This window comes from Curtobacterium sp. MCLR17_042, assembly GCF_003234695.1.
Lineage (GTDB): Bacteria > Actinomycetota > Actinomycetes > Actinomycetales > Microbacteriaceae > Curtobacterium > Curtobacterium flaccumfaciens.
On sequence record NZ_QKTD01000002.1, the window covers coordinates 136,472 to 149,790 of the forward strand.

Here is a 13,319-nt window from a genome sequence, read left to right on the forward strand (position 1 = left end):
GCTGCCCGCGTTCCCACCGTCTACGGAAAGACCCCTGTGACCGAGACCACCGTCCACCACCACCAGTTCGACATCGTCATCATCGGCGCCGGAGGCGCGGGCATGCGAGCCGCGATCGAAGCCGGCCCGAAGGCGAAGACGGCCGTCATCTCGAAGCTCTACCCCACCCGGTCGCACACCGGTGCGGCGCAGGGCGGGATGGCCGCGGCCCTCGCGAACGTCGAAGAGGACTCGTGGGAGTGGCACACCTTCGACACGATCAAGGGCGGCGACTACCTGGTCGACCAGGACGCCGCCGAGATCCTCGCGAAAGAGGCGATCGACGCCGTCATCGACCTCGAGAACATGGGCCTGCCGTTCAACCGCACGCCCGAGGGCAAGATCGACCAGCGCCGTTTCGGTGGGCACACCCGCGACCACGGCAAGTCCCCGGTCCGCCGGGCCTGCTACGCCGCCGACCGCACCGGGCACATGATCCTGCAGACGCTGTTCCAGAACTGCGTGAAGCTCGGCGTCGAGTTCTACAACGAGTTCTACGCGCTCGACCTCATCATGGTCGACGTCGTCGGTGACGACGGTGTCACCCGCCAGCAGCCGGCCGGCGTCGTCGCGTTCGAGCTCGCGACCGGTGAGCTGCACGTCTTCCACGCCAAGGCGATGATCTTCGCGACCGGCGGCTTCGGCAAGATGTACAAGACCACCTCGAACGCGCACACCCTGACCGGCGACGGCGTCGGCATCGTGTGGCGCAAGGGCCTGCCGCTCGAGGACATGGAGTTCTTCCAGTTCCACCCGACCGGACTCGCCGGGCTCGGCATCCTGCTGACCGAGGGTGCCCGTGGCGAGGGCGCGATCCTCCGGAACGCCTCGGGCGAGCGCTTCATGGAGCGGTACGCCCCCACCATCAAGGACCTCGCACCGCGTGACATCGTCGCGCGCTGCATGGTGCAGGAAGTGGCCGAGGGTCGGGGTGCCGGACCGAACAAGGACTACGTGCTGCTCGACTGCACGCACCTGGGGGCCGAGGTCCTCGAGACGAAGCTGCCGGACATCACCGAGTTCGCCCGCACGTACCTCGGCGTCGACCCGGTCGTCGAGCCGGTGCCCGTCATGCCGACCGCACACTACGCGATGGGCGGGATCCCGACGAACGTCAAGGCCGAGGTCCTGTACGACAACACCACCGTCGTCCCCGGCCTGTACGCCGCCGGCGAGTGCGCCTGCGTCTCCGTGCACGGCTCCAACCGCCTCGGCACCAACTCGCTGCTCGACATCAACGTCTTCGGCAAGCGCTCGGGCAACAACGCGGCCGAGTGGGTCCAGACCGCCGAGTTCCTCCCCCTGCCGGAAGACCCGGCGGCCGGCGTCCGCGGCATGCTCGACCAGCTCCGTGCCTCGACCGGCACCGAGCGCGTCTCCGCCCTCCGCAAGGAACTGCAGGAGGAGATGGACAAGAACGCCCAGGTGTTCCGCACGGACGAGTCGCTCGCCCGCGTCACCGAGACGCTGCACACGCTCCGCAACCGCTTCATGCAGGTCTCCGTGCAGGACAAGGGCAAGCGGTTCAACACCGACCTGCTCGAGGCCGTCGAGCTCGGGTTCCTGCTCGACCTGGCCGAGGTCGTCGTCTACTCCGCGCGCAACCGCAAGGAGAGCCGCGGCGGCCACATGCGCGACGACTACCCGAAGCGCGACGACGAGAACTACATGCAGCACACCATGGCGTACCTGACGGGCGACCCGCACTCGTCACTCGCCGACGACCACATCACGCTCGACTGGAAGCCCGTCGTCATCACGCGGTACCAGCCGATGGAGAGGAAGTACTGAGATGACCGACACCCTGGTCTCCGAGGCACCCCGCACCGACACCGTGCAAGACGCCCCTCCCGGATCCTTCTCCGTCACGGTCATCGTCCGTCGCTTCGACCCCGACGTCGACGACGAGCCGCGCTGGCAGGACTTCGACGTCATGATGCTGCCGACCGACCGCATCCTCGACGCCCTGCACAAGATCAAGTGGGAGCAGGACGGGTCCCTGACCTTCCGCCGCTCGTGCGCACACGGCGTGTGTGGTTCCGACGCGATGCGCATCAACGGTCGCAACCGCCTGGCGTGCAAGACCCTGATCAAGGACCTCGACGTCTCGAAGCCGATCTACGTCGAGGCGATCAAGGGTCTGCCGCTCGAGAAGGACCTCGTCGTCGACATGGAGCCCTTCTTCCAGAGCTACCGCGAGGTGCAGCCGTTCCTGCAGTCCTCGTCGGCCCCGACGCCCGGCAAGGAGCGTGTGCAGTCCGTCGCCGACCGCGCCCGCTTCGACGACACCACGAAGTGCATCCTCTGCGCCGCGTGCACGTCGTCCTGCCCGGTGTTCTGGACCGATGGGCAGTACTTCGGCCCCGCTGCGATCGTGAACGCACACCGGTTCATCTTCGACTCCCGCGACGACGCCGCGAACGTCCGTCTCGACATCCTCAACGACAAGGAAGGCGTCTGGCGCTGCCGCACGACCTTCAACTGCACCGACGCGTGCCCCCGTGGCATCCAGGTGACGAAGGCGATCTCCGAGGTCAAGCAGGCGATCATGCGCGGCCGCGCGTAGTCCCGGCTCCGTCCAAGGCCCAGCACCACGTCGACCGATAGGCTCCCGACCATGACGTTCGCGGACACCCGCCCCATCCTCGACCAGCTCGGCTACACGACCCGGTACGTGCAGCTCCCCGGCGAGACCCTGCACGAACCGCCGGTCGAGGGGGCGCTCCGCATCGTCCAGACCGACGCCTCCGGCTACGCGCTCGAGGTCGTCGACTACGGCACGGCTCGGCGTCTCGCGCAGGCCACGGGCGAGGACGACGCGGTCGAGATGCTGCGCCGGTTCCTGAACCGTCCGTTCCCGGAGCCGCGCGACATCCCCCGCCACGAGCTTGAGGGGCTCCGCGACCGCGCGGCGTCGACCTACCCGCAGCTCGCGCAGCAGGTCGCGCAGGCCGGCGAGCAGGGGCTGACCATCCAGATCCCGGCCGGTGTCCCCGTCGACCGCATCGGTGGCCCGGACGGCTACCTGCTGCACCCGCTCGACACCCCGCTGCCCAGCCGGTCACTGCCCCCGCACGTGACCTCCTCGCCGGAGACCCACCGCTACGTCGTCGACCGGCCATTCCTGGTGAACGTCCGCTTCGTCCAGCCGTGGTTCGAGCAGCCGGGCGGCGCCCTGCGCTTCCAGATCGCCGACCCGTCGGCCACCGTGCGTGACCTGGTGGTCGACGGCGCGCTCGTCCGCCTCCGGGTCGTCTGAGCCCACCGACACACGAACAGCCCGCCCCACGCTCGACGCATGGGGCGGGCTGTTCTCGTCCGTGGAGCTACCGCAGGTCGGGGCGGTCGTACTGCGCACCGGCCGGGTTCGACGGCAGGCAGCCGAACACGATGGCGGCGGGGCTCGCGATGAGCGACACGAGCCAGAGCGGGCCCGGCAGGTTCGCGTCGTGGAGCCGGCGCCACGCGAGTGCCAGGTTCGGCACGAGGGTGGCGAGCCACCAGAGCCCGAAGAGCCCGAGCAGCACGAAGGCGAGCGGTGAGGGCGCCCCCGACACGTCGCGCGAGTACCCGTAGTCGTCCACGACCGTGGTCGACGGGCTGGTGGCGATCAGCAGGGCGATGAAGCCCCCGTAGAGCACGATCGTGACGATGGCGTTGGCCAGGAACCAGTACCAGTACTCACTGCGACCGGCACGGCCGTCGAAGCGGGCGTACTTCTTGAAGAACCGGAGGAACGCGTCGAGGAACCCGATGCCGTACCAGGGGGCCCAGAGCGGCGGAACGCCGTCCGCGTCGACCGGTATCGGCTCTGCCAGCTGCGGGTACCCACCGACGTACGGCTGGGCGTACTGCTGGTACGGCTGCTGTCCGTAGCCGGGCTGCTGCCCGTAACCGGGCTGCTGCCCGTACCCAGGCTGCTCGCCGTAGCCAGGCTGCTGCCCGTACCCAGGCTGCTCGCCGTAGCCAGGCTGCTGCCCGTAACCCGGCTGCCCGTGAGCAGGCTGGTCACCGGAGCCCGGCTGCCCCTGAGGCTGACCGCCACCCGGCTGACCCCACTGCGGCGTCCCGTCGTTGCTCATCGACCGACCCCGGGCCGGTCGTACCGCGCGCCCTGCGGGTTCGACGGCAGCAGCCCGAAGACGATGCCGGCGATGCCGATGAACAGCGCGATGATCCAGAGTGCCCCGGAGAGGTTCGCATCGTGCAGGCGTCGCCAGCCGAGGGCGAGCGACGGCACCAGGGTCGCGAGACCCCAGAGCGCCAGCAGGACGAGCACGACCCAGAAGACCGGCGGGACCGGGTCGACGACGGTGATCTCGTTGCCGTAGTAGTCGACGGTCCGGCTGTTGAGCGTGGTGAGGCGGATGACCGTCCCGATGGTGACGAGTGCCCCGGTGACGATCGTGTTCGCCAGGAACCACCACCAGAACTCACTCCGGCTCGCACGGCCGCTGAACGTGGCGTACTTCGCGAAGAAGCGCGCAACTGCCTTCGGGAACGAGATCCCGTACCACGGGGCCCATCGCGGCTGCGTCCCCGCGGCGTCGGTCTGCTGACCGGGCTGCTGCGGGGGCGCCCACTGCTGCGTGCTCTCGGTCATCGGGCGCCCTGCGGACGGTCGAAGCGCGCGCCCTGCGGGTTCGAGGGCAGCAGGCCGAAGACGATGCCGACGATGCCGACGAAGATCGCGATGATCCACAGCGCACCGGGGAGGTTCGCATCGTGCAGCCGGCGCCAGCCGAGGGCGAGCGTCGGAACGATGATCGCGAGGCCCCAGAGCAGGAACAGGATGCCCGAGATGACGAACAGCGCCGACGGCTCGGTGACGGTCGACTGGACACTGGTGGACGTCGCGGTCGACATCGACACCGTCGAGCGCTCCGAGGTGCCGATACCGATGCCGTACAGGATGCTGAGGACGATGACCACGATCGCGTTGGCGAGGTACCACCACCAGAACTCGCTCCGGCTGGCACGACCGCTGAACGTGGCGTACTTCTTGAAGAAGCGGCCGACGGCCTTGCCGAACGAGATCCCGTACCACGGTGCCCAGAGCGGCGGTTCGCCGTTCGGTCCGGTCGGCGGCTGCTGGCTGTACTGCGGTGCGCCGCCGAACTGGGCGTTCGGCTGGTTGTTCGGATCCTGCGGGTACTGGTCGCTCACGTGGTCCCCCTCGAGTGTTGGCTGATGTTCACGGTCGAGTCAACCAGAACTCCTGAGCGGCGGTCAGAACCGGTACCGCGTCACCCCTGCAGCGGACGGTCGTACTGCTGCCCCTGCGGGTTCGACGACATCAGGCCGATGATCAACGAGAACAGGATGCCGATCGGCGGGATGATGAACAGCAGGGCGAGCAGGCCGCTGAGGTTGACGTCGTGCAGCCGGCGCACGGTCAACGCGATGAAGCCGAGTGCGCAGGCCAGGCTCCAGAGACTGCCGAGGCCGTCCGAACCGTCGTCGACGAACGGCAGCACGTCGAACCCGCTCCCGATGATGCCGGCGGCAGCCGAACCGATCAGGTACCAGAGCGCCCAGAACCAGTACTCCGACTGACTGGCCCGACCGTCGAAGCGCACGTACTTCTTCCAGAAGCGCAAGAACGCCTGGGGGAAGGGGATGCCGTACCAGGGTGCCCAGAGCGGTGGCTCGGACCTCCCACCACTCGCTCGACCCGGACCGGGCTGCCCGTACTGCCCCGGAGGCTGCTGCCCCCACGGCTGCTGTCCGTACGGGCCCTGCTGCTGGCCGTACGGGTCACGGGGCGGGTGCTGGTCGCTCATCGGTGGGTTCCTTCCGGCGCGGCTGTCGGTACACACAGAGTGTGGCACTCGCCCGCACAGGTGAGCGTCATCCGCCCGGACGACACCTGACCCGCCCGAGGACCTGGCCCGACGACACTGTCAGGGCAGGAGCGCGAGCTTGCCCCCGGGGTGCCCGGACTCCAGCAGCTCCGCCGCCGCCTTCGCCTCCGCCAGCGGGAAGGTCCGCGCCACCGGCACCTCGAGCTGTCCGGCGCCGGCGAGGTCGATGAGCCGCTGCCGCACCGAGTCACGGAACGCCTTGCTGGCCGGCTGTGCGCCGCCCACCGCGGCGATGCCGTCCGATGCGGCCCGCGCCTGCGCGGCGATCGTCACGATCCGTGACCGGTCCGCGACCAACGCGAGCGAGACGTCGACGGCCTCGTCGGTGCCGACGCAGTCCAGTGCCACGTCGATGCCGGAGGGTGCGAGATCACGGACACGCGCCTCCAGTCCGTCGCCGTACGCGACCCACTCGCCACCGAAGCGTCGCACGACGTCCGCACCACGCTCCGACGCGGTGCCGATGACGCGGGCGCCGAGCAGCCGCAGCTGCTGGAGCAGGCTGACGCCGACCGCGCCCGAGGCGCCGTGCACCAGGACGGTGTCGCGCCCCTCGGCGCGGGTGACGCGGAGCATGTCGGCGGCGGTCGAGCCGGCGAGGAGCAGGTTGGCGGCCTCCGGGAAGCCGAGCGAAGCGGGCTTCGCGAAGACGTCGGCCGCGGGCACCGTGACCGACTCGGCCCAGCCACCGCTGACGCGGAACGCGAGGACCTCATCGCCGACCGTTCCCCCACCGGAGGCGATCTCGGTGTCGGGGCCGACGGCGGACAGGACGCCGGCGACCTCGTAGCCGACGGCGATGGGCAGGTCCGCGGGGTCGCCCTGGCGGGTGTGCTTGGTGTCTGCGGGGTTCATGCCGGCGGCGCGGACGGTGATGGTGACCTCGCCGGGGCCGGGTACCGGCACCTCCGCCTCGACGTACTCCAGGACTTCGCTGCCGCCGAACCGTGGGGCCACCCAGTGCTTCGTCATGCGGGCGACGGTACGCGTCGCGACCCCGGAACGGACGGGAGGCCCGTCACCAGCTGGTGACGGGCCTCCCGTCCGTCCGTGCGGACGTCGTCAAGCCGCCCTTGCGGACGTCATCAGGCGCGCGCGGACCGGATCCGCTCGGTGAACGCGGCGTGCAGCGGGTGCTCCGCGGCGAGACCGGTGATCTGCGTGGCGACGTCCGCGTCGGACGCGTCCGACGCCAACAGCGCCTGCAGTTCGACGCTCTGCTCGTCGTCCGCGACGTCGAAGCGGAGCGCCGCGGCCATCGCGTCGAGGAGCGCGGTCGGCTCGGTGCCGTCCTCGGCCAGCGCGGCGGCGGGCGAGACGAACCGCTCGTCGCGCGACAGCTTGCGGAGCGGCTGACGGCCGACGCGGGTCACCGTGTCGGGCAGGTGCGGGTTCTCGAACCGGCCGATGATCGCCTGCACGTACGCGCGGTGCACCTCGGGGTCGAGCTCGTGCCGGCGGATGAGCAGGTCGCTCGTCTCGGCGAGCACGGACTCGAGCTCGGAGCGCACGGCGGGGATCGCGATGGCGTCCGAGATCTTGTCGGCCCCGGCGACGAAGCCGTGGTACGCGACGGTGGCGTGCCCGGTGTTCACCGTGAAGAGCTTCCGCTCGATCGACGCCGCGAGGCCGTCGACGTAGTGCGCGCCGGGGATCTCCGGCTCGTTCCCACCGAACGGCGTGCGGTCGATGGCCCACTCGAAGTAGGTTTCGACGGTCACATCGAGTCCGCCGCCCTCGGGCTGCGCGGGCACGATGCGGTCGACGGCGGTGTTCGCGAAGACGGCCTTGGCCAGGGCGGCGTCGCGGCCGTCCTCGGGCAGGGCGGCGACGATGAACTCGCGCAGGCGGTCCGTGGCGTTGAGGGCGTTCTCGCACGCCATGACGGCGATCGGTGCGGCGTCCGCGTCGCGGGCGACGAGCGCGCGGGCGATGACCGGGGCGATGAACTTCAGGACGTTCGGGCCGACGGCGCACGTGACGATGGCGGCCTTCGCGATCTCGGCGACCACGCCGTCCTCGTCCTGGGCGCTGTTCAGCGCGCGGAAGTTCGTGACCTCGTGGTCCTGGGCGCCGGCCCCGACCTCGTGCACGGTGTACGAGTCGGCTGCGGCCAGGGCGTCGATGAGCGGGGCGGCGACGTCGGCGAAGACGACCTCGTACCCGGCCTCGTGGAGCAGGAGCCCGACGAAGCCACGGCCGATGTTGCCGGCGCCGAAGTGGACGGCGGTGCTGGTGCTCACTCGTTGACCTCGCCGAGGATCGAGAGGATCGCAGCGGTGTCGGCCGCGTCGGTGAGCTTCTGGACCTCGTCCTCGTCGGAGAACACGATCGCGATCTTCGACAGGATGTCGAGGTGCTCGTTGTTCACGCCGGCGATGCCGACGACGAAGCGCACGGGGTTGCCGTCCCAGTCGATCGGGCTGGCGTAGCGGATGAACGACAGGGCGGACGACTTGATCGCGTCCTTCGCGTCGTTGGTGCCGTGCGGGATGGCGAGGAAGTTGCCCATGTAGGTGGACACGCTCTTCTCACGCTCGAGCATGGCCGGGTAGTAGTCGGCCGTGACCGCGCCCGCAGCCTCGAGGATCTCGGCCGCCTCCTTCATCGCTTCCGACTTGGTCGGCGCGGTGTCCTCGGTGTGGATGCGGATCTGGCTCTCCTGCAGGACGGGCATCGGGGGTTCTCCTTGTGTTGAGGACGAGATGGAGGGGACGGGTCGGCCCCGTCCCCTCCGATACTGCACTTCGTTACTGGTTGTGGCGTTACTGGTTCTTCAGCTGCTCGACGACCTGGTCGTACTGCGGAGCGTTCATGAAGTTGCCGACCGACACGTGCTGCGCGTTCGGGTTCTTCTGCTTCGCGCGGTCCGTCAGTTCTTCCTGCGTGATGATCAGGTCCTCGTCACCGGACAGGTTCGCGATCGCCTTGTTGGAGACCGTGACCCCTTCGATGCCCGCCTTCTTGATCTTGTTGCGCAGGACGCTGGCGCCCATCGCACTCGAGCCCATGCCGGCGTCGCAGGCGAAGACCAGGTTCTGGACCTTCGTCGCCGTCGCCGTGCTGGCCGAGCCGACGCCGCCGAGGGAGGCCTCGGCCTCTTCCTCGTTGGCCGGGGAGTTGTTGCCGAGCAGGCCGGCGGTCGCCGAGTTGACGTCGCGGCCCTTGTTGGCCTGGAGCTTCGCCATGGCGGCGCTCATGTCACCGCCACCGTTCGCCAGGTCGCGCTTGCGGCTGGCGAGGAGGAAGAAGGACGAGACCGCGAACGACACCGCGGCGGACAGGATGACCGACAGGATCACGCCGAGGAAGCTGTTGCGCTCCGTGGCGCCGAGCACCGCGAAGATCGAGCCGGGCGACGCCGGGGCGACGAGGCCGGACTGGAACGCGACGTTCGTGGCGACACCCGTGGCACCACCGAGGATGACGGCGATGAACAGGACCGGCTTCTGCAGCACGTACGGGAAGTAGATCTCGTGGATGCCACCGAAGAACTGGATGATGATCGCGCCGGGAGCGGTCGAGCGGGCGATGCCGACACCGAAGAAGGTGAAGGCGAGCAGCAGACCGAGGCCGGGGCCGGGGTTCGCCTCGAGCAGGAAGAGGATGCTCTTGCCCGACTCCTTCACCTGGTCGGCCCCGAGCTGGTCGAGCACACCGTGGTTGATGGCGTTGTTCAGGAAGAACACCTTGGCCGGCTCGATGATGACACTGGCGATCGGCAGGAGCGAGTGCTGCACGAGGAAGTCCACCATGTCGCCGAGGCCTTCGGCGATGAGCTTGAACAGCGGCGCGAGCCAGAAGAAGCCGACCATCGCGAGGGCGAAGCCCAGGATCCCGGCCGCGTAGTTGTTGACGAGCATCTCGAAGCCGGGCTTGATCTTGCCGTCCCAGATCTTGTCGATCTGCTTGATCAGGTAGGCACCGAGCGGCCCGCAGATCATCGCGCCGAGGATCATCGTGGTGCCGTTGGCGCCGATGATGACGCCCATGGTCATGATCGAACCGACGACCGCACCGCGGGTGTCGTAGACCATCCGGCCGCCCTGGATGGCGATCGCGAGCGGGATCAGGTAGGTCAGGATCGGGCCGACGAGGCCGGGGTTGGCGACGCCGGCCGTCTCACCGAACCCGCCGAGGACGCCGACGGGCGTCCAGCCGGTCTCGATGAAGAAGGCGGTGATGATGCCCCACGCGATGAAGATCGCGATGTTGGGCATGACCATGCCGGAGAGGAACGTGCCGAACTTCTGAACGGCGACGCGTCCGCCGCCCCGCGACTTCGCGGGTGCGTCGGGCGCTGCAACGGACGACGTTGTCATGTGCGGTGACTTTCTGTGTGGTGGAGCTGCTGCGTGGTGCTGGGAGGGGTGGTGCTGGGGGTGGTGGGTCAGGCGGCGTGCACCGCGGACGCGGCAGCGGACTTCGCGGCCGCCGCCGTGCTCGCGGCGAGTGCCGCCGTCGCCATCTCGCGGGCCTGTTCGAGCGTGTAGCGACCGAGTTCGGCGCGCACGTCGGCCAGGGCCGCGGGGGTCATGGAGAGGGTCGTGGCGCCGAGGCCGACCAGGACGACGGCGAGCAGCGGGTCGGCTGCTGCCTCGCCGCAGATCCCGACGGCCTTGCCGGCCGTGGCTCCGGCGGTGCCGAGCTGCGCGACGAGGCGCAGGACGGCGGGGTGCCACGGGTCCTGGTACGACGCGACGGTGCCGAGCATGCGGTCGGCGGCCATCGTGTACTGGGTCAGGTCGTTCGTGCCGATCGACACGAAGTCGGCGTTCTGGAACACCTGCTCGGCCATCAGTGCGAGCGACGGCACCTCGGCCATGACACCCGCGGTGCGGATGCCGAGTTCGCGGGCCAGGGTGACGAAGTACTCGGTCTCCTCGGCGTCGGCGACCATCGGGGCCATGACCCACAGGTCGGCCTCGGTCGCGGCGTCGGCCTGGGCGAGCGCGGTCAGCTGGTCGCGCAGGACCTCGGGGTGGTTCCGCAGGGCACGCAGGCCGCGGCGCCCGAGGGCCGGGTTCTCCTCGTCCTTGTCGGTGAGGAACGGCAGGGGCTTGTCGGCGCCGGCGTCGAGCGCGCGCACGACGACCTTCTTGCCGGGGAACGCCGCGAGCAGCTGGCGGTACGACTCGGTCTGTTCGTCGACCGTGGGGGCCTTCGGCGAGTCGAGGAAGAGGAACTCGGTGCGGAAGAGCCCCACGCCCTCCGCACCGAGAGCAACGGCGCCGGCGGCGTCGGCGGGGCTGCCGAGGTTCGCGAGCAGGGGCACGACGTGGCCGTCGGCGAGGGCACCGGCGGTGAGCGGCGCAGCGGCCGCGGCGAGGCGGTCAGCGATGCGGCGCTCGACGTCCGCGACCAGTGCGGCGTCGGGGTCGGTGACGACCGTGCCGGCGATGGCGTCCACGACGACGGACTGGCCGTCGGTCAGGTCGTCCGCGCCGGTCACGCCGACGATGGCGGTGATGCCCTTGGCACGGGCGAGGATCGCGGTGTGCGAGGTCGGCCCGCCGTCACGGGTGACGAGCGCCAGGACCTTCTCGAGGTCGAGCAGCGCGGTGTCCGCCGGGGCGAGGTCGCGGGCGACGAGGACGAAGGGGGTGTCCGACTCGGGGACGCCGGGGGCGTGCACGCCGCGGAGCTTGGCGATGATGCGCTGGGCGACGTCGTCGAGGTCGGCCGCGCGCTCCCCCATGTAGCCGCCCATGCCGACGAGCAGGTCGCGGAACTGGGCGAACGCCTCGTACACGGCACGCTCGGCGTTGGTGCCACCGTCGATGCGGGTGTGCACGTCGTCGAGGAGCGTCGGGTCCTGCGCCATGAGCGCCTGGGCCTCGAGCACGGCCTGGGCGTCGCCACCGGCGAGCTGTCCGCGCTTGTTGAGGTCGTCCGCCACGGCGGCCAGTGCGTCGTGCACGGCCTGCTTCGCGTCGTCCGCCGAGCCCACCAGGGCGTCCTTCGACGGTTCGCCGAGCGGGTCAGCCATCCGGAGCACGGGGCCGTGGGCAACGCCACGGCCGACGCCGGTGCCGAGCAGTTCGGACATTCGAGACTCCTTCATCTCACACGCGCTTGCGGTGGGGTGGATCGTTCGGTGCACACGACACGGGAACAGACCACGCCCGTGCGGTTGATCAGCACACTACCCCGCTTCGCGTTGACAAACAAACACATCCGGGGATAAAAATACAGAAACAGATGCCCGTTTGCGTCTGGCGGATCGAACGCAGGGGGCGACATCGCGGATGTCGTGCCCGAGCATGTCCGTTCCGTTCCGACCCGAGACGACGAGGTCCGATGTACGCACCAGAACGCCACCAGCGCATCGTCGAGCAGGCGCGCGCGCAGGGCCGGGTGGACGTCAAGGACCTGGCCGAGCTGCTCGCCGTCACGCCCGAGACCATCCGCCGCGACCTGACGAGCCTCGAGCGCCGCGGCCTCGTCCGGCGCGCGCACGGCGGCGCGATCCCTGTCGAGCGCATCACCCTGCACCCCGGCGTCGGCGACCGTGGCGGCATCAACCAGACCGAGAAGATGGTCATCGCCGAGGCCGCCCTGGCCGAACTACCCGAGAACGGCTCGATCATGATCGACGCCGGCACCTCGACCATCTGCCTGGCCGAGCTGCTGCCGACCGACCGCGGGCTGACCGTCGTCACGCACTCGCTCCCCGTCGCCACCGCCGTCGCGAACCGCCCGGGCATCGACCTGCACCTGCTCGGCGGCAACATCCGCAGTGACTCTCTGGCCGGCGTCGGCACCTGGACGCACCAGCTCATCGGCATGGTCAGCGTCGACGTCGCCTTCATCAGCATCAACGGCATCACGCCGGAGCGCGGCCTGACGACCCACAACATGGCCGAGGCCGCCGTGAAGAGCGCGATGATCAAGTCCGCCCGACGGAGCATCCTGCTCGCCGACCACACCAAGTTCGGCCGCGAGGAGTTCGGTCGCGTCGCCCCGCTCGCCGCGATCGACACGATCATCACCGACCCTGCCGTCAACCTCGACCTGGTCCGCGAGGTCGAGGCCGCCGGCACCGAGGTCTTCTGGCCCGGCCGACCCTGACCGTGCCCCGTTCCCGCCCACCCAGTGCTCGCTAGCATGAGCCAACCACCCATCGACAGGAGTACATCGATGTCCGAAGCCACCCGCACCGTGACCGTCGCCAGCGCATCCGGCCTGCACGCTCGCCCCGCATCCCTCTTCGTCCAGACCGTGACGGCGTCGGGGCACCAGGTCACGATCGCCAAGGGCGACAAGTCCGGGAACGCCGGCAGCATCCTCGCCCTGCTCGGGCTCGGCATCGAGAACGGCGACGAGGTCACCCTCACCGTCTCGGGCGACGACGCCGAGACCACCGCGGACAGCCTGGTCGAGTTCCTGAAGACGGACCACGACGCGGCCTGATCG

General features: G+C 69.7%; 14 protein-coding genes. 5 read left to right on the top strand and 9 right to left on the bottom strand.

Going from position 1 to position 13,319, the window contains the following annotated elements; all coding sequences use genetic code 11:
- Positions 1 to 36: 36 nt before the first annotated feature.
- From sdhA to DEJ02_RS02880, 3 genes are read left to right on the top strand one after another with little or no spacing between them, the layout of a single operon-like run.
- Positions 37 to 1,830 carry a succinate dehydrogenase flavoprotein subunit gene (gene sdhA / locus DEJ02_RS02870; RefSeq protein WP_027466445.1) on the top strand — a complete coding sequence of 598 codons (1,794 nt, stop codon included), beginning with the start codon at positions 37 to 39 and terminating at the stop codon, positions 1,828 to 1,830.
- 1 nt (position 1,831) lies between these two features.
- A complete protein-coding gene (locus DEJ02_RS02875) occupies positions 1,832 to 2,605 on the top strand; it encodes a succinate dehydrogenase iron-sulfur subunit (protein WP_017888736.1) in 774 nt (257 codons plus the stop codon).
- A 51-nt stretch (positions 2,606 to 2,656) separates the two neighbouring features.
- Positions 2,657 to 3,298: a TNT domain-containing protein gene (locus DEJ02_RS02880; protein WP_071244287.1), complete on the top strand. Its 642-nt coding sequence runs from the start codon at positions 2,657 to 2,659 to the stop codon at positions 3,296 to 3,298.
- A 67-nt stretch (positions 3,299 to 3,365) separates the two neighbouring features.
- Here the strand turns inward: DEJ02_RS02880 and DEJ02_RS02885 are convergent, their stop codons facing one another.
- The 9 genes from DEJ02_RS02885 to ptsP form a co-directional block, all read right to left on the bottom strand.
- Complete coding sequence (locus DEJ02_RS02885) at positions 3,366 to 4,121, bottom strand: DUF805 domain-containing protein (protein ID WP_258378650.1); 756 nt, start codon at positions 4,119 to 4,121, stop codon at positions 3,366 to 3,368.
- Positions 4,118 to 4,642: a DUF805 domain-containing protein gene (locus DEJ02_RS02890; RefSeq protein WP_111031940.1), complete on the bottom strand. Its 525-nt coding sequence runs from the start codon at positions 4,640 to 4,642 to the stop codon at positions 4,118 to 4,120. Before DEJ02_RS02890 ends, DEJ02_RS02885 begins: the two co-directional genes overlap by 4 nt.
- Positions 4,639 to 5,205 (bottom strand): DUF805 domain-containing protein, encoded by a 567-nt coding sequence (locus DEJ02_RS02895; RefSeq protein ID WP_111031941.1) that lies wholly within the window; start codon positions 5,203 to 5,205, stop codon positions 4,639 to 4,641. Before DEJ02_RS02895 ends, DEJ02_RS02890 begins: the two co-directional genes overlap by 4 nt.
- An 80-nt stretch (positions 5,206 to 5,285) precedes the next feature.
- A complete protein-coding gene (locus DEJ02_RS02900; protein WP_111031942.1) occupies positions 5,286 to 5,822 on the bottom strand; it encodes a DUF805 domain-containing protein in 537 nt (178 codons plus the stop codon).
- 120 nt (positions 5,823 to 5,942) lie between these two features.
- A complete protein-coding gene (locus DEJ02_RS02905; protein WP_111031943.1) occupies positions 5,943 to 6,875 on the bottom strand; it encodes an NADP-dependent oxidoreductase in 933 nt (310 codons plus the stop codon).
- A gap of 113 nt (positions 6,876 to 6,988) precedes the next feature.
- Entirely contained in the window at positions 6,989 to 8,146 is a 1,158-nt protein-coding gene (locus tag DEJ02_RS02910; RefSeq protein ID WP_111031944.1) for a mannitol-1-phosphate 5-dehydrogenase, read from the bottom strand.
- A complete protein-coding gene (locus DEJ02_RS02915; protein WP_071244331.1) occupies positions 8,143 to 8,580 on the bottom strand; it encodes a PTS sugar transporter subunit IIA in 438 nt (145 codons plus the stop codon). The genes DEJ02_RS02910 and DEJ02_RS02915 overlap by 4 nt, the downstream gene beginning before the upstream one ends.
- An 88-nt stretch (positions 8,581 to 8,668) precedes the next feature.
- Positions 8,669 to 10,225, bottom strand: a complete 1,557-nt coding sequence (locus DEJ02_RS02920) for a PTS mannitol transporter subunit IICB (protein ID WP_163342633.1) — start codon at positions 10,223 to 10,225, stop codon at positions 8,669 to 8,671.
- A gap of 68 nt (positions 10,226 to 10,293) precedes the next feature.
- Complete coding sequence (gene ptsP, locus DEJ02_RS02925) at positions 10,294 to 11,952, bottom strand: phosphoenolpyruvate--protein phosphotransferase (RefSeq protein WP_111031946.1); 1,659 nt, start codon at positions 11,950 to 11,952, stop codon at positions 10,294 to 10,296.
- A gap of 251 nt (positions 11,953 to 12,203) precedes the next feature.
- Between ptsP and DEJ02_RS02930 the strand changes: the two genes are divergently transcribed.
- Complete coding sequence (locus DEJ02_RS02930) at positions 12,204 to 12,974, top strand: DeoR/GlpR family DNA-binding transcription regulator (protein WP_027466423.1); 771 nt, start codon at positions 12,204 to 12,206, stop codon at positions 12,972 to 12,974.
- A 69-nt stretch (positions 12,975 to 13,043) separates the two neighbouring features.
- Entirely contained in the window at positions 13,044 to 13,316 is a 273-nt protein-coding gene (locus DEJ02_RS02935; RefSeq protein ID WP_022905912.1) for an HPr family phosphocarrier protein, read from the top strand.
- The last annotated feature ends 3 nt before the right edge of the window (positions 13,317 to 13,319 follow it).